Genomic DNA, 18,164 nt, shown 5'->3' with positions numbered 1-18,164 from the left:
CATCAACAATCAGCTTCAGTTTCCGCACTGGCCAGCAGCGCACGCAGCACCACAGGCTGGCGTTGTTCATCATCGGCATGTCGCTGGCAGTACGTGCGCACCGCCAGCCATACCAGCGCAGCGCCCAGCAGAGCCATGCCAATCAACCGGGGCTCCGACCATCCAAGTCCATCAGCCAACAGGGCCCCGGCAAACAAGCCGAGCAGCGGCAACAGATAGACCAGTACAGCGCTCTGTAGCAACTGCTCCTCGCGCACGCCAATCATGACCTGATCGCCCACCTGGACCGGCAAGCGACACAGCGCTCGCACATGACCACGCTCACGACCCAGCCCCAGGCTGTCGAGTACGCCCTGGCCGCAGGTAGCCTTGGCCGAACAACCGCTGCACGTGCTCTTGCGCAAGGTCTGCACCCACACTGCCCCTTGCTCCAGCGCAACAACGCGACCACGTTCTTCAATCACTGGCCTGCTCCTGCGCCTCGCGTACCGACAAGGCGATGCGTTCGGCAGTTCCCAGAGGAATCTCACCCACCACGGTCACCATCACTTCGCCACTGCGCGCCGACAGGCGCCGCGACACGGCAACGGTAGGTCCGAGCTGGCTATGCGCCTCTTCGACCGAGAGACCGCCCAGATGCTCGACAAACACCGAAAAGCGCGCCAGCCCATCGGCAAACAGCAGGCACTGCAACGGCGGGACGCCATCTCCCGGCACAGGTCGACGAATAACCCCCTGCGCACTGAAACCAGGCGGCAACCAGCCTACCTGCCAGTCATTCGTCTGAGCTGCCGACAACGCGGACACATCAGTATCCAACGTGCGGCAATCTGCTCCTGGCTGCAGATCGGTCGACGTCGGCGTCTGCAACTGCAATGAGGTGAACTGGAAGCGCTCCAGCATCTGCCCTTGCTCATTGAGCGATACCGACTTGAGCGGCAAGGCCGTCTGTCGGTCCAGATGCAGCTCGAACGCATGGCGATGCGGATCACGCGGCAACAACCCCAGCACAACCGCATCACGCCCGGCTACCCGTGAACTGCCCAATAGGCGCAACACATACCAGTTGGCCAACTGCCCGACATCCAGCTCGCGCGACGGCCAAACCTGCCCTTCAGCCAGAGGGCCCTGCAGATCACTGCTGAGGCAGCGCGTCCGGCCATTCACACGCAATACTTCATGCGCCGGGCCATCCAACTGCAACAAGCGCTCTCGGCGCTCACCATGCATCGTCGCCGCATGCCAGAGCTGATGACTGGAAAAACTGCCGTTACGCTCGTAGATGAATACCCCCTGGTAATCGAGCTGACTGGCATCGTGCATGCGTTGCAGCCAGTCTTCCGCCGTCTCTGCCTGGGCAGGTACGGCACACAGCATCCCCAGGCCCAGGCACCAGGCTCGCCACCCTGCTGTCATCAGTTGCCCTGCATGCTGGCAGCCCGCGCATAAGGCAGCGCGCCATCAGCAGCCCCCATACCGACTTGCTGGGCATGCTGACGAAGATATTCAGGCAGCCGCTGCTGATGCCAGACGCTCACCGATGCGCCCTGTTCAGGCGTGCTGCTTGCCGCCTGCTGGCCATAAGCTGCCAGCAAGGCAGGCCCCTGCACCTGCGGCAGATTGAAACTGGAGGGCGCTGTAGACTGCTGCGCCAGACTTTGCTGCTGCAGGCTGTCCTGATTGTACAAACGGACACCTGCCAACACCGCCACGGTGACCGAGGCAGCCACTGCAAAACGCCCAAGCGTGCGCAGCGGCTGGCGAGGGGATTTGACGACAGGCGCCTCTTCAACCGCTAGCGCCGCACTGACCGCAGCCGCCAGATCAAGACGCGGCTCGCGCAACTCGCCGTGCATTGCCGCACGCGCCAACTGATAACGCTGCCAACGCTCGCGCATCTGCGGCTCCTCACAAGCGGCCAGCACGCGACGCAGTTCCAGCTCGTCGGTTTCGTTATCCATCAGTGCGGACAGCGATTCCTGCAGGCTTTCACGACTCATGGTTGTTCCTCTCTTGGCAGCGAGCTGCGGTACAGGCTTGCGTCTACTGCAGCAAAGGCTGCAGGGCTTTGTCTACGGCTTCGCGCGCCCTGAAGATACGCGAACGCACGGTTCCTACCGGACACTGCATCACGGTGGCAATGTCCTCGTAGCTCAATCCATCGAACTCACGCAGGGTCAACGCCGTGCGCAAATCCTCCGGCAGCTGCTTGATGGCTCGATGCACGGTAGCTTCGATCTCATCACGCAACATCAGTCGCTCGGGCGACTCGTTATCCTTCAAACCGTGGTCGCCTTCGAAAAACTCGGCATCCTCGGCACTCACATCGCTATCCGGAGGGCGTCGACCACGCGCTACCAGATGATTCTTCGCCGTGTTGATGGCTATCCGGTAGAGCCAGGTGTAGAAAGCACTGTCTCCCCTGAAGTTAGCCAACGCCCGGTAGGCCTTGATGAAAGCCTCCTGAGTCACGTCCTGAGCTTCCTGCTGGTCATGCACGAAACGCATCACCAACCCCAGAATCCTGTGTTGGTACTTGAGTACCAGCAAATCAAAGGCACGCTTGTCGCCACGCTGCACGCGCTCGACCAGCTGCTGATCCTGTTCTTCTACCAGCATGTTCGCCCCCTGCTGCAGAGGCGGCATGGGCGGCTATCAACCGGCCTGCCAAGATAGACTCGGAGCTTGCGCAAAAGTTCTCCCCTTCGCGAACAGCAGCGGCGCGCCTGAAATCAACGCCCTCTACTACCCGCCCGACAGCCGGACGGCTGCCCTGATGGTCGACAGACGCTGTCGACATGAATTCATGAATCCAAGCCTGGGAACAGAAAAGACTAAAAAAGTTCCCGCTAGTCACCCCATGGCATAAGGACCTGCACAAGGCTTGACCACCCTGCGCCAACCCGTCACAGCCAGGCGCCAAGTCTGATGGCGTGGGTCTGCTATTGTGCCGACCAGCCTGTCTATATACTAGCCGTCGCTTTTTCGCGGAAGTTCGAACATGAGCCAACACCATCAATACGACGTCTTGGTCATCGGCAGCGGTGCAGCGGGCCTCAGCCTGGCACTTAACCTGCCCGAATCGCTGCGCATCGCCGTACTCAGCAAGGGCGAACTGGCCAACGGCTCGACCTACTGGGCGCAGGGCGGCGTAGCGGCTGTACTCGACGAGAGTGACACCACCCAGTCGCACGTCGAGGACACGCTGGTGGCGGGCGGCGGCCTGTGTCGGGAGGAGGCCGTTCGCTTCACCGTAGAAAACAGCCGCGAAGCGATCCAGTGGCTGATCGACCAGGGCGTACCCTTTACCCGCGAAGACGGCAGTGAACTGTTCCACCTGACCCGCGAAGGTGGCCATAGCCACCGGCGTATCATCCACGCGGCAGACGCCACCGGCGCAGCGATCTTCAACACCTTGCTGGAGCGCGCCCGGCAACACACCAATATCGAACTGCTGGAACAGCATGTGGCGGTCGACCTGATCGGTCGGCGCCGCCTGGGCGAAAGCGGCAAGCGCTGCCTGGGCGCCTACGTACTGAACCGCAATAGTGGCGAAGTCGACACCTTTGCCGCACGCTTCGTAGTCCTGGCCACAGGCGGCGCCGCCAAGGTCTACCTGTATACCAGCAACTCCGACGGTGCCTGCGGCGATGGCATCGCCATGGCCTGGCGTGCCGGCTGCCGCGTCGGCAACCTGGAGTTCAACCAGTTCCATCCAACCTGCCTGTACCATCCGCAAGCCAAGAACTTCCTGATCACCGAGGCCGTGCGCGGCGAAGGCGGCCTACTCAAGCTGCCCAATGGCGAACGTTTCATGCCGCGCTTCGACGAGCGCGGCGAACTGGCCCCGCGCGACATTGTGGCGCGCGCCATCGACCACGAGATGAAGCGGCTGGGTATCGACTGCGTCTACCTGGACATCAGCCACAAGCCGGCAGAGTTCATCAAAAGCCACTTCCCAACCGTCTACGAACGCTGCCTGGGCTTTGGCATCGACATTACCCGCCAGCCCATCCCGGTAGTTCCCGCTGCGCACTATACCTGTGGCGGCGTACTGACCGATCAGCATGGCCGCACCGACATGCCCGGGCTTTACGCCATCGGCGAAACCAGCTTCACCGGCCTGCACGGCGCCAACCGCCTGGCCAGCAACTCGCTGCTGGAATGCTTTGTCTATGCCCGTTCGGCGGCGGCTGACATTCTTGCCCAGCTGGAACAGATCGCCATGCCCAGCAACCTGCCGGCCTGGGATGCCAGCCAGGTCACCGACTCCGACGAGGACGTGATCATCGCGCATAACTGGGACGAGCTACGGCGCTTCATGTGGGACTACGTCGGCATCGTACGCACCAACAAGCGCCTGCAGCGTGCGCAGCACCGGGTGCGTCTGCTGCAAAGCGAAATTGACGAGTTCTACAGCAACTACCGGGTCAGTCGCGATCTGATCGAGCTGCGCAACCTGGCACTGGTCGCCGAACTGATGATCGAGTCGGCACTGCGCCGCAAGGAAAGCCGCGGCCTGCACTACACCCTGGATTATCCAGGCCAGCTGCAACGCGCCGAGGACACTATCCTGCAGCCCGGAACCTATTACGGCTGAAGCGCAGTCGCACCCTTAAGCGCCGGTGTTGCTGGCGCTCCAGGCTGTCATCGGCGATCAGCACGTGGCGATAGCCCAACCGACCCGGCACCCTTACCTGCAACAGAACCAGCCAGGGCAGCACCACGCTTTGCGGACATAACTGCACGGCCTGCCAGCCCTGCCGGCGACTGAACAACTGCCAGCCCTGGCGATCATGGCGCAGGCCGCTGAATGCACTGGCGTGACTCAACGACAAGCGGCGTGGCACTACCCAGAAGGCATGCCCGATCAGCGAACATACGCCCAGTACCTGCAGCCATAGTGGCAACGGCGAGCAGGCCAGGGCCAGCAGCGCGGCCAGCAGCGCCAGCGCATACAGCCACAGGAGCCGCGGCGAAGCCTGCCAGTGGCACTCGAACGGCTCGATTGCCGCGCTCATGCGGGCGCGCTACTTGGGCTGCACGCGATCCAGGATCATCTTGACCATGCGTCGCAGGTCCGGGTCTTCCGGCTCCTCACGCTGCATGAACCAGCCGAACATGTCCTGATCCTCGCAGGCCAGCAACTTGCGATAGCGTGCCTGATCCTCGGCATCCAGGTGTGCATACACTTCGCGCACAAAAGGCACCAGCAGCACATCCAGTTCCAGCATGCCGCGCCGGCTATGCCAGAACAGGCGATTGAGTTCGATATCGTCGACCATCATGGGAGCTCCTGAAAATACCGCGGCATTATAGAGGCTGAGCGGCGCCAGCCGGCAGCGCTTTTTATGCCGACACACCACGCTGACAAGGGGCACCCCGGCCTCTATGATGGGCATCTGGTTTTCCACGGGCGAAACACGCATGTCTCTCTCCCCCTTCTTCACCCTGCTTACTCATGAAGGCCTGCTGGCTGTACGCGGCAGCGATGCCGGCAAGTTCCTGCAAGGTCAGCTGACCTGCAACATCAATTACCTCAGCGACAGCCATAGCAGCCTGGGCGCCCGCTGCAACGTCAAGGGGCGCATGCAGTCGAGCTTTCGCATCGTCAGCCAGAGCGACGGGTTCCTGCTCGCCATGGATCAGCAACTGCTGGCCGGCCAACTGGCCGATCTGCAGAAATATGCGGTATTCAGCAAATCGCGCCTGAGTGATGAAAGCCAGGCCTGGGTACGCATCGGCCTGCATCAGGGTGAGGCGCTACTGGAACAGCTGGGCCTGCTGCCGGGCGAGCAGCCCGGCACTGTAGCGCGTCAAGGTGAGCGCCTGGCCATTCGCCTGGACAGCACGCGCTGCGAACTCTGGCTGCCCGCCGGCGAACAGCACGCCGTGCTGGCCACGCTGGGCGAACAGCTCGGCGAAGGTCCGCTGCAAGCCTGGCTGTTGCTGCAGATACGCGCCGGTATCGGCCAGGTATTTGCCGCCAGCCGCGAGCTGTTCATTCCGCAGATGATCAACCTGCCGGCCGTGGATGGCGTCAGCTTCAAGAAAGGCTGCTATACCGGCCAGGAAATCGTCGCGCGCATGCAGTACCTCGGCAAACTCAAGCGCCGCATGTACCGTCTGGCGCTGCGTGATGCCCCACTGCCGGCAGTGGCCTGTGAACTGTTCTCCCCCGTGCATGGCAGCAGTGTCGGCGAGGTGGTGTTGGCAGCCAGTGTCGACGGCGACACGGAACTGCTGGCCGTGGTGCAGGAAGATGCCGTCAAGGATGGCCGCCTGCATCTGGGCAGCCCCGACGGGCCGGACCTGCACATGCTGGACCTACCCTACGTGGTGGATGCCGACCGCGAAATCCAACGCTAAACTCCCCCGATTGCCGTCAACGAGAGAGCTCATGAGCAAGCTTGCCGAGAAAGTCCAGGCCGAACTGATCCAGGCCATCGACAACGACGAACTGGTCCTGCCGACCCTGCCGGAAGTCGCCCTCAAGGTCCGCGAGGCCGTCGACGATCCGAATATCAGCATCCCGGCGCTGAGCAAGGTAATTGGCAACGATGCCGCCCTCACCGCCCGGATCATCAAGGTGGTCAACAGCCCGCTGTTGCGCACCAGCAAGGAAATCACCGACCTGCAGGCCGCCATCAGCCGCCTGGGCATGAACTACACCTGCAACCTGGCCACCGGCCTGGCCATGGAACAGATGTTCCAGGCCACCTCCGACGTGGTGGATCGCAAGATGCGCGAAGTGTGGAACAAGAGCACGGAAATCGCCGGCATCTGCCATGTGTTGTGCAAACACTACACACGCCTGGCGCCTGACCAGGCCACCCTCGCCGGCCTGGTGCACATGATCGGCGTACTGCCCATCCTGACCTACGCCGAGGAACACAGCGAGCTGCTGGCCGACTCGATCAGCCTCAACCATGTGATCGAGAAGATTCATCCGATCATCGGCGACCGCATCCTGCGCGCCTGGGATTTCCCCGAGCAGATCGCCTGCATTCCTAGCCAGTACCTGGATTTCCAGCGCAACTCGGCCAAGGTCGACTACGTGGATATCGTCCAGGTCGCCACCCTGCAGAGCTATCTGGGCAGCCAGCACCCTTACACCCAGCTGGACTGGAGCCAGATCCCCGCCTTTGCCAAGCTGGGCCTCGATCCGACCGCCAACATGCAGGACGACGAAGACCTCTCCGCCGCCATGGAAGCGGCCATGGGCATGCTGCAATAAGCCATGTGGCGAGCAGACGCAGCACCCTGGCATTGCGTCTGGCTCGCCCTGCTTCTGTTACTGGGCTCAGGCACGCTGTTCGCCGACCAGCCCCGGATAACCCTCAGCGCGGGCGACTGGCCACCCTTCATCGACCGCCAGCTTCCCGCGGGCGGCCCCTTGCGGCAGATCATCGACGAAGCCTTTGCCAGCCAGGGCCTGCAGGTCGACTGGCACTTTTATCCCTGGGCTCGCGCCTTGCACCAGGCCCGTCAGGGGCGGGTACAGGGCAGCGTGCTCTGGTCACGCACCAGCGACCGCGAACGTGACTTCCTGTTCAGCGATGTGCTCATGCACAACCGTGTTCTACTAGTGGAGCGACGCCAGGCCAATCTGCACTGGCAAACGCTTGCCGACCTGCAGCACGCACGCCTGGCCGGTGTCGTGGCCTATGACTATAGCCACGCGTTCCAGCGTCTTGAGCGACAAGGTCAGCTACAGGTCTTGCGCCTGCCGGATGAAACCCAGGGCCTGCGCATGCTGATCGCAGGCCGACTGGATGCCATGCCCATGGAAGAAGCCGTAGCCCGCCATCTGCTGGGAAAACTGCCGCGCGAACAGCAGACTACGGTGCGCCTTGCCCCCAGGCCACTGCGCGAAGATGGCCTGTTCGTGCTGTTCAATCGCCAGGATCCGCAGGCCCAGCACTGGCGCGACAGCCTCAACCGGGGACTGCAGCAGCTAGGCGAGAGTGGCCGTCTGGCGGTTTTGCTCAGTCCGCTGCAAGCACCGGCAGACGCCAGTCGATAGGTAGCAGACCGCACTGTTGCAGGTACTGGTTGGCGCGCCGGAAATGCCCATTGCCGAGGAAACCGCGATAGGCCGACAGCGGCGAGGGGTGCGCCGACTTGAGCACCAGGTGGCGCGTCGTATCGATCAGCCGCTGCTTGCTCTGTGCGTGCGCGCCCCACAGCATGAACACCAGGTGGCCTTCACGGGCATTGACCACCTCGATCACCCGGTCGGTGAACGTCTGCCAGCCCTTGTCGGCATGCGAACCGGCCTTGCCCTGCTCCACGGTCAGGCTGGTGTTGAGCAGCAACACCCCCTGCTCCGCCCACGCCTGCAGGCAGCCATGTCCTGGCGGCTCAATATTCAGGTCACGCTGCAGCTCCTTGAAGATGTTCTGCAGTGACGGCGGCACCGGCACCCCTGGCAATACCGAGAAACACAGACCATGAGCCTGCCCCGGACCGTGATAAGGGTCCTGACCAATGATCACCACCTTGACCTTGGCCAGTGGCGTACTGTTCAGCGCATTGAAAATCAGCGAACCGGGCGGATAGATCACCTTGCCCGCCGCCTTTTCCTCGCGCAGAAAACGCCCCAGCGCCTGCATGTAGGGCTGCTCGAACTGGTCAGCAAGCGCCGCTTTCCAGCCGGCCTCCAGCTTGACGGCTTGCGCTTCGCTCATCACCTACCTCACTTGCCAGACAAAGTGCGCGACGCTAAGCAGCATGGCCGGGCAAGTCAAGCCATGCGCACACTGCGACAGTTCGCCGCCTACGACCAATGGGTAATGCCCACATATCCTGAAGGGATTCACAGTCATACTGTTTAGCCCAGCCAAGGACAAGGATCAAACGCGTGAAAAAACTGACTGCCACACTGGCCCTGTGGGCCGCTGCCAGCCTTCCCCTGCAGGCCGCCGAACCGGTAACCCTCGGCCTGAACTTTCCACGCAGTGGTCCCTACAAAGAAGAAGGCCTGGCACAGATGCGCGGCGCGCTGCTGGCCATCGATGAAGTCAATGCCCAGGGCGGCGTGTTGGGCAGGCCGCTGCGCCTGGTCAGCAAGGACAGCGCCTCGCGTCCGGAAAAAGCCGTACGCAATGTCGACAAGCTGGCCGATGAAGGTGCTGCCATGCTCTTCGGCGGGGCTTCCAGCGCCGTTGCCATCGCCGCCGGCAAGCGCGCGCGCGAGCGCGGCCTGCTGTACTTCGGCACCCTCACCTACTCCAACGACACCACCGGCAAGGACGGCCATCGCTACCTGTTCCGCGAATGCAACAACGCCTGGATGAGCGCCGCCGTGCTCGGCAAGCACCTGAGCAAGACTCAGGCCGGCAAACAGTTCTTCTACATCACCGCCGACTACACCTGGGGCCATACCAGTGAAAGCTCACTGCGCCAGGCCACCGCGACCCAGGACGACCAGCGCCACCCGGGGCTCAAGGTGCCGTTCCCCGGCGCACGGATCAGCGACCACCAGGCCGCCCTCAAGCAGGCCGCCGCCAGCGACGCCCAGGTACTGGTTCTGGTGCTGTTCGGTGAAGACCTGGTACGCGCCATGCGCATCGTCGGTGAGCTTGGCCTGAACAAGCGCATGCAGATTGTTGCCCCCAACCTCACCCAAAGCATCGTCGAACAGGCAGGCCCCACGCTAATGCAGGGCGTGCTGGGTACCGAACCCTGGACCTGGCGCGTGCCCGCACTGGAAAACTCCGCACGCGGCCAGGCCTTCGTCAGCACGTTCAGTGAGCGCTACCAGGTCTATCCCTCGAGCTCTGCGGCTTCCGCCTACAGCATCGTCTGGCAGTGGCGGGATGCCGTAGAGCGCGCCCGCAGTCTGGACAGCGAAGCAGTGATCAAGGCCCTGGAGGGACATCGCTACCAGCTGCTCAAGGACCAGCAGGAGTGGCGCGCCTTCGACCACCAGAATGCCCAGAGCATGTACGCCGTGCGCGTCAAGGAACGCAGCGAAGTACTCAAGGATCCACTCAAGCAGGACTATTTCGAGATCGTTGAGCGTCTTTCCGCCAGCGAGACCCTGCCGACCCTTGAGCAGTGGCAGGCGGAACGCCAATCTGCGGGGCAGCCACGGCAACTCCAGTAAGCCTGGCTTGCCAGGGCAGGCCCGCTCGGGTTATTTGAATAACCGGCTGCGTGCCTGTCCTTCGACTGAACTGCGAGGCTGCCATGACCACTGCAATCGAACCCTATCAGTCGCACCACTTTGACTTGACCCACAAGCTCACCGTGGAAAAACAGCAACACACCGCGCTGATCACCATCAATCACCCGCCAGCCAACACCTGGGACCGCGACTCGCTGATCGGCTTGCGCCAGGTCATCGAGCACCTCAACCAGGACGACGACATCTACGCCCTGGTCATCACCGGCCAGGGCAACACCTTCTTCAGTGCCGGCGCCGACCTAAAGCTGTTCGCCGACGGCGACAAGGCACGCGCCCGCGAAATGGCCCGCCTGTTTGGCGAAGCCTTTGAAGCACTCCGCGATTTTCGCGGGGTCTCCATCGCCGCCATCAATGGCTATGCCATGGGCGGCGGCCTGGAGTGCGCACTGGCCTGCGACCTGCGCATCGCCGAGCGGCAGGCTCAGCTGGCCCTACCCGAGGCCGGAGTTGGCCTGCTGCCCTGTGCCGGCGGCACGCAACACCTGGCCTGGCTGGTCGGCGAAGGCTGGGCCAAGCGCATGATCCTTTGCGGTGAGCGTGTCGATGCACAAACCGCCCTGCAGATCGGCCTGGTCGAGCAGCTGGTCGATCGCGGCGAGGCGCGTGGTCATGCCCTGCTGCTGGCCGCCCGCGTGGCGCGGCAGAGCCCGGTCGCGGTAAGGGCCATCAAGCCCTTGTTGCAGGGTGCCCGCGAGCGAGCGCCAAATAGCTGGCTGAGTGCCGAACGTGAGCGCTTCGTCGACCTGTTCGACGCCGAGGATACCCGCGAAGGCGTCAATGCCTTCCTGGAAAAGCGTGAACCGCGCTGGCGCAACCGCTGATGTCACTACACATCGACTGCCTGCCGACAGGCCGTGGCGGCCTGCTCGGCGTCGCCAGCCTGGCCAGTCCGAACACCCTCAATGCCCTGGCGCTCGCCAGCGTGCAACAACTCGATCAGCAGCTACGCGTCTGGCAGGCTGACCCGCAGATCGTCGGCGTGATCCTGCGCGGCCAGGGCAGCAAGGCATTTTGTGCCGGCGGCGATGTGCGCCAACTGGCCCGGGAGTGCCTGGCCAGCCCCGCTCAGGTGCCCGAACTGGCGCGCCAGTTCTTTGCCGAGGAATATCGCCTCAACCATTTGCTGCACCACTTCGGCAAACCGCTGCTGGGCTGGGGACACGGCCATGTACTGGGCGGCGGCATGGGGCTGCTGCAAGGCTGCAACCGGCGCATTGTCTGCGCCGATAGCCGCCTGGGCATGCCGGAGACCGCCATTGGCCTGTTTCCCGATGTGGCCGCCAGCTGGTTTCTCAATCGTCTGCCCGGTCGCCTCGGACTGTTCCTGGCCTTGACCGGCAGCCCGCTGAACGCCCGCGACGCCCTGGACCTCGGCCTGGCCGACTACTTCCTGCAGGATAGCCAACAGGACGCACTGCTGGCTGACCTGCAAACGCTCGACTGGCAACAGGCCAACGCCCTGCCAGGGTTACTGGAGCAGCTACAGGCCGAGGCCCTGGCGCACTGCCCGACAGGCCAATGGCTTAGACGGCGTGCACGCATTGATGCCCTGCTCGACAGCGCCGACCTGGCGGGCTGCGTAACGGCCCTGCTGGCACAAGGCGAAGGTGATGACCCCCTGCTCCGCGAAGCCGCCACCCGCCTGGCCGGCGCCTGCCCGCTGAGCCTGGCGCTGTGCTGGCAACAACTGCACCGCGCACGCGGCATGAGCCTGGCCGACTGCCTGCGCATGGAATACACGCTGAGTCAGAACTGCTGTCGCTTCGGCGAGTTTTCCGAAGGCGTGCGCGCCAGGTTGCTCGACAAGAACCAGCAGCCCCACTGGCGCTGGCCAACCCTGCAGGATGTGCCGGACAGCGTGCTGGCCAGCCATTTCCAGCCCTGCTGGAGCGGCGCACATCCGCTGGCTGATCTGCAGGATCAGCCCTAGCGCTCGCGCAAGGCCTCGGCACGCGCCCGCAGAATGGGCTTGAGCAGGTAACTGAGGATGCTCTTCTGCCCGGTGATGATATCCACCGAGGCCACCATGCCCGGAATGATCAGCAAGGGCTGCTCAACAGTCCCCAGGTGGCTCTTCTCGGTGCGCAGCTTGATCAGGTAGAAGCTGTTGCCCTCGTCATCGGTGACCGTATCGGCACCAATCTGTTCCAGCTGTGCCTTGAGGCCGCCATAAATGGTGTAGTCATAGGCCGTGAACTTCACCACGGCTTCCTGCCCGGGATGCAGGAAGGCAATATCCTGCGGACGGATACGCGCTTCCACCAGCAGGCTGTCATCCAGCGGCACCACCTCGACCAGGTCACTGCCCGGCTGGATCACCCCGCCAATGGTATTGACCAGCAGCTGCTTGACCACACCACGCACTGGCGAGGTGACCAAAGTACGCTCGACACGATCCTGCAGGGCCTTGCCGGTGGACTTGATCTTGCTCAGCTCGGTGCGCGCTTCGTTCAACTGCCCCAGCGCCTCGCTGCGAAAGCGGGCACGGGTCTCATCGATCTTGCGCTCGACTTCCTTGATCGCCGCTTCGGCACGCGGAATGGCCAGGCCGGTCGCTTCAAGCTGGCCACGCGCATCGACTTCGGCACGCTTGAGGCGCAACACCTCCACCGGCGAAATAGCCCCCGCCTCGACCAACGGTTCGGACATGCGGATTTCCTCGCGCAACAGGCCCAGGCTGCTGCGGAACTGTCCCTGCTTGGCCACGAACTCGCGCAACTCCTGACGACGCTGGGCCAGTTGCTCTTCAAGACCGGCCACTTCGTCACGTAGCTGCTGCTGGCGACTCTCGAACAGCTGTTGCTCACTCGCCGCCAGGCTCTGCGCCCCCTCCGGCAGTTGCTCCGGCAAGGCCAGCGGCTGCTCGTCCACTTCCGCCTGCAAACGCGCCACGCGCAGCTGCAAGGCCAGGCGATCAGCCTCGGTCTCCCCGACATTCGAAGCAAAGCGCGTGTCATCCAGGCGCAGCAATGGCGCGCCGGCCTCCACCACCTGCCCTTCGCGCACGAAGATCTCCGCGACAATGCCACCTTCGAGGTTCTGGATCTTCTGCAGGCGCGAGGAAGGAATCGCCTTGCCATCGCCGCGCGTCACCTCGTCCACCACGGCAAAATGCGCCCACAGCAACAAGCACGCCACGCAGGCCAGCATGCCCCACAGGGTCAGACGCAACACCCGCGGCGCATCTTCGATAAGCGCCTTCTGCACCTCGGGCACCGGCTCGTCGCCCAACTCATCCCGACTGCCGAAATAACTGGCCAGGGCTTCGCGAAGTGAATTAACTGACACTGATCTGCCCCTTTTTCAACGCTTCCATCACCGCTGCCTTGGGGCCGTCGGCAATGATCTGCCCGCGATCGACGATAATCAGCCGGTCGACCAGGCTCAACATCGAGGCACGGTGCGTCACCAGCAGCAAGGTCTTGTTGGCAATCACCGCCGCCAACCGCTGCTTGAGGCGCTCCTCGCCGGTGTTGTCCATGGCGCTGGTCGGTTCGTCGAGCAGGAGGATCGGCGGGTCGAGCAACAAGGCTCGCGCCAGAGCGACGTTCTGCCGCTGGCCGCCGGACAGGTTCTGGCCACGCTCGCCGACCTGCAGCTCATAGCCTTGCGGGTGCAGACGGGCAAACTCGTGCACGCCGGCCAGCTCGGCGGCCTGCAGGACCATCTCATCCTCTACATAACGGGCACCGCAATGCAGGTTGTCACGCAGGGTCCCGGAGAACAGCTGGATATCCTGGGGCACATAGCCGATGTTGTAACGCAGGTCGCTGACATCCAGCTGGCGTACATCGATACCGTCCACCAGCAGGCTGCCGCCATCCGCCTGGTACAAGCCGACAATCAGCTTGGCCAGCGAACTCTTGCCCGAACCACTGCGCCCGATGATGCCAACCTTCTCGCCCGGACGAATCTGCAGGGTGATCTTCTTCAGGGCGACCTGCTGCTGATCGGGGTAACTGAAATCCACCTGGCGAAACTCCACCGCCCCCTGCAGGTTCTGCCGCTTCAGCGGGCGTTCATCAGGCTGGCGCTCCTGTGGCAGCTCCATCATCTGATTGATCGAATCCAGCGTCACCCGCGCCTGCTGGTAGCGGGTCATCAACCCGCAGATCTGCCCCAGCGGAGCCAGGGCACGGTTGCTCAGCATGTAGCAGGCAATCAGCCCGCCCATGCTGAGCTGCCCGGCAATGATCTGGTAGACGCCCACGACAATGATCGCCACGCCGGTCAGCTGCTGGATCAACAGCGTGGCGTTCATGGCCAGACCGGACAGCATGCGCGCGCGTAACTCCAGGCGACTGAGGGTACCGATGGTCTGCTCCCACAGGTATTGCCGTTCACTCTCGGCATTGTTGACCTTCACCGCGTCCAGCCCGGCGAGCGTCTCGATGAGGCTCGACTGGCGCTCGCTGGCCAGTTGCATGCTGCGCTGCATGGTCGATTCCAGGGGTTTCTGCAACACCCAGCTGATCGCGATCACCAGAGGAAAGGCGATGATTGGAATCCACACCAGATGGCCGCCCAGCATGGCCACCACAGCAAGAATCAGCAGGGTAAAGGGCAAGTCGATCAGCGCTGCCAGGGTCAGTGACGACAGGAAGTCACGCAGGGTCTGGAACTCATGGATGTGCTGGGCGAAGCTGCCAACCCGCGCCGGGCGATAACGCATGGCCATGCCAACAATGCGCTCGAACAGCGTTGCGGAAATGATCAGGTCGGTCTTCTTGCCGGCCAGATCCAGGCACAAGCCGCGCATGGTCTTGAGCAGCAGATCGAAGAAGAACGCCACGCAAATGCCGATGGCCAGCACCCACAGGGTAGCCTCGGCCTGGTTGGGCACCACGCGGTCGTAGACATTCATGACAAACAGCGGCGTGGCCAGGCCAATCAGGTTGATCAGCACGCTGGCCGCCAGCGCATCGGCATACAACCAGCGCGAGCGCTTGAGGGTATCGCGGAACCAGGCCCTGGCCCGCGGAATCAGCTCGCCACGCGCCATATCGAAGCGATGGCGCGGCTGGGCAAAGAAACTGCGCCCGACATAGTCCTCGGCCAGCAGGGCGATATCCACCAGCACCTCGCCCCCCTCGCTTTCGCTGGGCATGATGCGCGCCTGCTCACCTTCGAAACCCAGCAACAGCGCACTGCGGCCGTCCTTGAGCAACAACAGTGCCGGCATGGCCAGCGCGGGAATCTGCTGCAAGCTGCGCCGCAACCAACGCCCCTGCAAGCCGGCGCGCGCCGCTGCACGCGGCAGCAGCTCGGCGCTCAGGCGCTGCTGCGGCAAAGGCAGCCCGGCGGTCAGCATCGCGCGACTCACCGGCTTCTGGTGCAGCGCACACAGTGACAGCAGGCTGTCGAGCAGCGGATCGTCATAGCGATCGCGCGGATCGCTGTGTGCGGCGAAGGAAGGATCGGCTACCACGCAAACCTCGGATCATGCGGCGACAAAGACAACGGCCGCCCAAATGGCGGCCGCTACAGACTACGCGTTGCCGGGCCGCCGAAGCTAGCCTGGCCGCACCCTTGGGTTCAGTTGAACCCTGGCAGGCGGATACGCGAACTCGACTCTTCCAGCGGTACGCTGGCCAGGGGCGCAACTACCCCCTGACTACGCAGTAGGGTGCCGGTGGTGGCCTTGATCCGGTACTGATTGAACAGCTCCAGGGTCCGCACTTCCTCAAGACGCCGCGCCGCGGCAAACAACTCGTTCTCACTGTCCAGCAGGTCAAGCAGGCTGCGCTCGCCCAGCGTGAACTGCTGCTGGTAGGAGTCACGCACCCGCGTGCTGTAGTCCACATACTGCTGAGCAATCGGCAACTGCTTGCGCGCGTTATCCAGGGCATTCCAGGCCAGGCCAAGCTCCTCGCCCAACACGCGCAAGGCGTCGTTACGGATGTCCATGGCCTGATTGACCTGATACGCCTTGGCACGCAGGTCAGCCTGGTTGCTGCCGCCGGCATACAGGTTGTAGCGCATGCGCAGCATGGCCTGCCATTCGTTGCTATGCCCGCTGGTGCCGTCCAGGTTGTTGTCGAAGTTGCGCTGCAACTCCGCATTGACCTGCGGATAGAAGGCCGACTTGGCGGCACTCTCCTGCTCACGCGTGGCCTGTACATCCGCGTCGGCCGAGCGTAGCAGCGGGTTGTTGGCCAGCAGCTCTTCGATACCGGCCTGCAGGCTGGCGGGCAACTGCGCGTCCAGCGCACCCGGCTGGCGCAGATCACCGGGCACCCGGCCCACTACGCTGAAATAGTTGACTTCGGCATCCGCCAGATTGGTCTGCTCGGTAATCAGGTTGTTGCGTGCCTGCGCCAGACGCGCCTCCGCCTGATCCAGATCGGCCATGCGCCCTACCCCGCGCTGGCTGCGCAGGCTGATCTGCTCATAAATACGCTGGTGGCTGTTCAGATTGTCTTCAGCCAGACGCACCATGGCCTGACGCTTGAGGACATCCAGATAGACCGTCACTACATCAAGCCCCACCCGCTCGGCCGTACCCAGCAAGGCATAGGCCCGCGCATTGACGGTAGCGCGCTGACGCCCCACTTCACTCTGCGTGGCAAAACCATCAAAGAGCATCTGCTGCAAACGCAGGGTCGACTCACCCCGCGTCAGGGTTTTGAAACCATGCCCCGAAGACGCACGCGTACCCGGACTATCGGTGCCCTCACGACCATAACCGGCCAGCAGATCAACCTGCGGCAGGTAGCCTCCCTGCGCGGCCTTCATCTGTTCTTCGGTCGACAAACGCGCATTGATGCCCGCCTGGATCTGCGGATGGCTATCCATTGCCTGCTGCATGGCTTCATTCAAGGTTAGCGCCTGGGCCGACAGGGAGACGGCAAAGGCCAGGGGCATGAGAACGAAGAAACGCATGATGCTTGAATTCCTTTCAGAACGGGCTGACCGCATAAGCAGCACAGGGAGTATGTGGCCGATCCGCCAAGTGCGAAAAATCGACCGCAAATGCGAATCGCGTCACAGCAAAAAGCTGATCAATATCAAAGTGACACTGTACGGGCGGATTGTTTATGATCACGCCCAAAGGGTCAATAGCTTGTCGCTTTTAGTCAGAACGACCAAATAAGACATTATTTTGACGCCAATTAGTTGCCGCATCATACACCTCTGCGCCGAGCGCCAACTAAACTAAACGGATGATTCGCGCCCATCGGCGCGCCAGGAGCCAAGGTATGAGCGTCGTTGCTGCCACCCTCAAACAGGTTTTCGGTAACGCCTACGTCATCGCCAGCGATGGCAGCAAGCGCCCCGCCCTTGAAGGTGAACACCTGTTTAATGGCGAGCAGCTACTGACCGAAAGCGGCGCCACCGCCGTACTGCAACTGGCTAACGGCGAACGCCTGGACGTCGCCAGCGACAGTCTCTGGCAAGCCGCCCCCGCCACTAGCGAAACAGCCCTGGCCAGCGAGGACGACCTGCCATCCGATCTGGAGCAGGCCCTGGCCGCCGGCTTCGACCCCACACTGGAACTTGAGCCGACTGCAGCGGGGCCCGCAGCCGGCGGCGCAGGTGGCGCAGGTGGTGGCCACTCCTTTATCTTGCTGAGCGAGACCGGCGCACAAGTCGAAGCAACGATTGGCTTCAATACATCAGGCCTGGACAGCAGCGCCGGACTCCTGCGCGAAGAGCAGGTCGCACAGGCCAGTCTCTCCGACAACGGCAGTATCGACCTCACCGCGCCGACCCTCACCGTCAGCGCGCCGGACAACAGCAACGACAGCACGCCCACCCTCACCGGCAGCAGTGACCAAATCGGTGGCACCGTCACCCTCACCGTCACCGATGCCAACGGCGCTACCCAGAACCTCTCGGCCACCGTGCAGACCGATGGTTCCTGGAGTGTCGCGGTCAGCACGCCGCTGGCTGAAGGTAGCTACAGCGTCGTCGCGCAGGTCAGTGATGCCGCCGGCAATACCGCGCAGGCCACGGACAACGGCAGTATCGA

At 63.1% G+C, this 18,164-nt stretch carries 18 protein-coding genes; 8 read left to right on the top strand and 10 right to left on the bottom strand.

Annotation, left to right across the window (positions count from 1 at the left end):
• Positions 1-2: 2 nt before the first annotated feature.
• From CW360_RS07370 to rpoE, 4 genes are read right to left on the bottom strand one after another with little or no spacing between them, the layout of a single operon-like run.
• Complete coding sequence (locus tag CW360_RS07370; RefSeq protein WP_101193259.1) at positions 3-464, bottom strand: SoxR reducing system RseC family protein; 462 nt, start codon at positions 462-464, stop codon at positions 3-5.
• Complete coding sequence (locus CW360_RS07365) at positions 457-1,416, bottom strand: MucB/RseB C-terminal domain-containing protein (RefSeq protein WP_101193258.1); 960 nt, start codon at positions 1,414-1,416, stop codon at positions 457-459. Before CW360_RS07365 ends, CW360_RS07370 begins: the two co-directional genes overlap by 8 nt.
• Entirely contained in the window at positions 1,416-2,000 is a 585-nt protein-coding gene (locus tag CW360_RS07360; protein WP_101193257.1) for a sigma-E factor negative regulatory protein, read from the bottom strand. The genes CW360_RS07365 and CW360_RS07360 overlap by 1 nt, the downstream gene beginning before the upstream one ends.
• A 43-nt stretch (positions 2,001-2,043) precedes the next feature.
• Entirely contained in the window at positions 2,044-2,619 is a 576-nt protein-coding gene (gene rpoE, locus CW360_RS07355; protein WP_101193311.1) for an RNA polymerase sigma factor RpoE/AlgU, read from the bottom strand.
• Between the two features lie 382 nt (positions 2,620-3,001).
• Between rpoE and nadB the strand changes: the two genes are divergently transcribed.
• Positions 3,002-4,600: an L-aspartate oxidase gene (gene nadB, locus CW360_RS07350; RefSeq protein WP_101193256.1), complete on the top strand. Its 1,599-nt coding sequence runs from the start codon at positions 3,002-3,004 to the stop codon at positions 4,598-4,600.
• Here the strand turns inward: nadB and CW360_RS07345 are convergent.
• A complete protein-coding gene (locus CW360_RS07345) occupies positions 4,569-5,021 on the bottom strand; it encodes a protein YgfX (protein ID WP_101193255.1) in 453 nt (150 codons plus the stop codon). The genes nadB and CW360_RS07345 overlap by 32 nt on opposite strands.
• Before the next feature lie 9 nt (positions 5,022-5,030).
• Entirely contained in the window at positions 5,031-5,285 is a 255-nt protein-coding gene (locus tag CW360_RS07340) for an FAD assembly factor SdhE (RefSeq protein ID WP_093986323.1), read from the bottom strand.
• 142 nt (positions 5,286-5,427) lie between these two features.
• On the opposite strand from CW360_RS07340, the gene ygfZ reads away from it, so the two are divergent.
• The 3 genes from ygfZ to CW360_RS07325 are packed head-to-tail and all read left to right on the top strand — an operon-like array spanning position 5,428 to position 8,026.
• On the top strand, positions 5,428-6,369 hold the full coding sequence (gene ygfZ, locus CW360_RS07335) for a CAF17-like 4Fe-4S cluster assembly/insertion protein YgfZ (protein ID WP_101193310.1): 942 nt from the start codon (positions 5,428-5,430) through the stop codon (positions 6,367-6,369).
• Positions 6,370-6,400: 31 nt separating this feature from the next.
• Entirely contained in the window at positions 6,401-7,237 is an 837-nt protein-coding gene (locus CW360_RS07330; protein ID WP_093986310.1) for an HDOD domain-containing protein, read from the top strand.
• Positions 7,238-7,240: 3 nt separating this feature from the next.
• Positions 7,241-8,026 (top strand): substrate-binding periplasmic protein, encoded by a 786-nt coding sequence (locus tag CW360_RS07325; RefSeq protein WP_101193254.1) that lies wholly within the window; start codon positions 7,241-7,243, stop codon positions 8,024-8,026.
• On the opposite strand, the gene ung is transcribed toward CW360_RS07325, so the two are convergent.
• Entirely contained in the window at positions 7,989-8,690 is a 702-nt protein-coding gene (gene ung, locus CW360_RS07320; RefSeq protein WP_101193253.1) for a uracil-DNA glycosylase, read from the bottom strand. The two genes, CW360_RS07325 and ung, sit on opposite strands and share 38 nt — an antisense overlap.
• A gap of 173 nt (positions 8,691-8,863) precedes the next feature.
• Here ung and CW360_RS07315 point away from each other — a divergent pair, with 173 nt between their 5' ends.
• The 3 genes from CW360_RS07315 to CW360_RS07305 all read left to right on the top strand — a co-directional run bounded on the left by CW360_RS07315 (position 8,864) and on the right by CW360_RS07305 (position 12,122).
• Entirely contained in the window at positions 8,864-10,111 is a 1,248-nt protein-coding gene (locus CW360_RS07315; protein WP_101193252.1) for an ABC transporter substrate-binding protein, read from the top strand.
• A gap of 83 nt (positions 10,112-10,194) precedes the next feature.
• Complete coding sequence (locus tag CW360_RS07310) at positions 10,195-11,013, top strand: enoyl-CoA hydratase (RefSeq protein WP_101193251.1); 819 nt, start codon at positions 10,195-10,197, stop codon at positions 11,011-11,013.
• Entirely contained in the window at positions 11,013-12,122 is a 1,110-nt protein-coding gene (locus tag CW360_RS07305) for an enoyl-CoA hydratase/isomerase family protein (RefSeq protein WP_101193250.1), read from the top strand. The genes CW360_RS07310 and CW360_RS07305 overlap by 1 nt, the downstream gene beginning before the upstream one ends.
• On the opposite strand, the gene CW360_RS07300 is transcribed toward CW360_RS07305, so the two are convergent.
• The 3 genes from CW360_RS07300 to CW360_RS07290 all read right to left on the bottom strand — a co-directional run bounded on the left by CW360_RS07300 (position 12,119) and on the right by CW360_RS07290 (position 17,074).
• A complete protein-coding gene (locus CW360_RS07300) occupies positions 12,119-13,480 on the bottom strand; it encodes an HlyD family type I secretion periplasmic adaptor subunit (RefSeq protein WP_101193249.1) in 1,362 nt (453 codons plus the stop codon). The genes CW360_RS07305 and CW360_RS07300 overlap by 4 nt on opposite strands.
• Positions 13,470-15,620: a type I secretion system permease/ATPase gene (locus tag CW360_RS07295; protein ID WP_101193248.1), complete on the bottom strand. Its 2,151-nt coding sequence runs from the start codon at positions 15,618-15,620 to the stop codon at positions 13,470-13,472. Before CW360_RS07295 ends, CW360_RS07300 begins: the two co-directional genes overlap by 11 nt.
• A gap of 107 nt (positions 15,621-15,727) precedes the next feature.
• The gene (locus tag CW360_RS07290; protein ID WP_101193247.1) at positions 15,728-17,074 is read right to left on the bottom strand and encodes a TolC family outer membrane protein; all 1,347 of its coding nucleotides are present in this window, start codon (positions 17,072-17,074) and stop codon (positions 15,728-15,730) included.
• 317 nt (positions 17,075-17,391) lie between these two features.
• On the opposite strand from CW360_RS07290, the gene CW360_RS07280 reads away from it, so the two are divergent.
• Positions 17,392-18,164 (top strand): retention module-containing protein (locus CW360_RS07280; protein ID WP_170307369.1); only part of this gene is annotated, 773 nt, incomplete at its 3' end.

The organism is Pseudomonas fluvialis (assembly GCF_002835605.1).
GTDB classification, from domain to species: Bacteria; Pseudomonadota; Gammaproteobacteria; order Pseudomonadales; family Pseudomonadaceae; genus Aquipseudomonas; species Aquipseudomonas fluvialis.
Note: the sequence above shows the minus strand (reverse complement) of the source record. Positions and strands in the feature narration are given on the sequence as shown.

Excerpts from the sequence above, each read along its gene's own strand:
- CW360_RS07365 (WP_101193258.1), bottom strand. The coding sequence starts at position 1,416 with ATGACAGCAGGGTGGCGAGCCTGGTGCCTGGGCCTGGGGATGCTGTGT.
- CW360_RS07360 (WP_101193257.1), bottom strand. The coding sequence starts at position 2,000 with ATGAGTCGTGAAAGCCTGCAGGAATCGCTGTCCGCACTGATGGATAAC.
- rpoE (WP_101193311.1), bottom strand. The coding sequence starts at position 2,619 with ATGCTGGTAGAAGAACAGGATCAGCAGCTGGTCGAGCGCGTGCAGCGT.
- nadB (WP_101193256.1), top strand. The coding sequence starts at position 3,002 with ATGAGCCAACACCATCAATACGACGTCTTGGTCATCGGCAGCGGTGCA.
- CW360_RS07345 (WP_101193255.1), bottom strand. The coding sequence starts at position 5,021 with ATGAGCGCGGCAATCGAGCCGTTCGAGTGCCACTGGCAGGCTTCGCCG.
- CW360_RS07340 (WP_093986323.1), bottom strand. The coding sequence starts at position 5,285 with ATGGTCGACGATATCGAACTCAATCGCCTGTTCTGGCATAGCCGGCGC.
- ygfZ (WP_101193310.1), top strand. The coding sequence starts at position 5,428 with ATGTCTCTCTCCCCCTTCTTCACCCTGCTTACTCATGAAGGCCTGCTG.
- CW360_RS07330 (WP_093986310.1), top strand. The coding sequence starts at position 6,401 with ATGAGCAAGCTTGCCGAGAAAGTCCAGGCCGAACTGATCCAGGCCATC.
- CW360_RS07325 (WP_101193254.1), top strand. The coding sequence starts at position 7,241 with ATGTGGCGAGCAGACGCAGCACCCTGGCATTGCGTCTGGCTCGCCCTG.
- ung (WP_101193253.1), bottom strand. The coding sequence starts at position 8,690 with ATGAGCGAAGCGCAAGCCGTCAAGCTGGAGGCCGGCTGGAAAGCGGCG.
- CW360_RS07310 (WP_101193251.1), top strand. The coding sequence starts at position 10,195 with ATGACCACTGCAATCGAACCCTATCAGTCGCACCACTTTGACTTGACC.
- CW360_RS07305 (WP_101193250.1), top strand. The coding sequence starts at position 11,013 with ATGTCACTACACATCGACTGCCTGCCGACAGGCCGTGGCGGCCTGCTC.
- CW360_RS07290 (WP_101193247.1), bottom strand. The coding sequence starts at position 17,074 with ATGCGTTTCTTCGTTCTCATGCCCCTGGCCTTTGCCGTCTCCCTGTCG.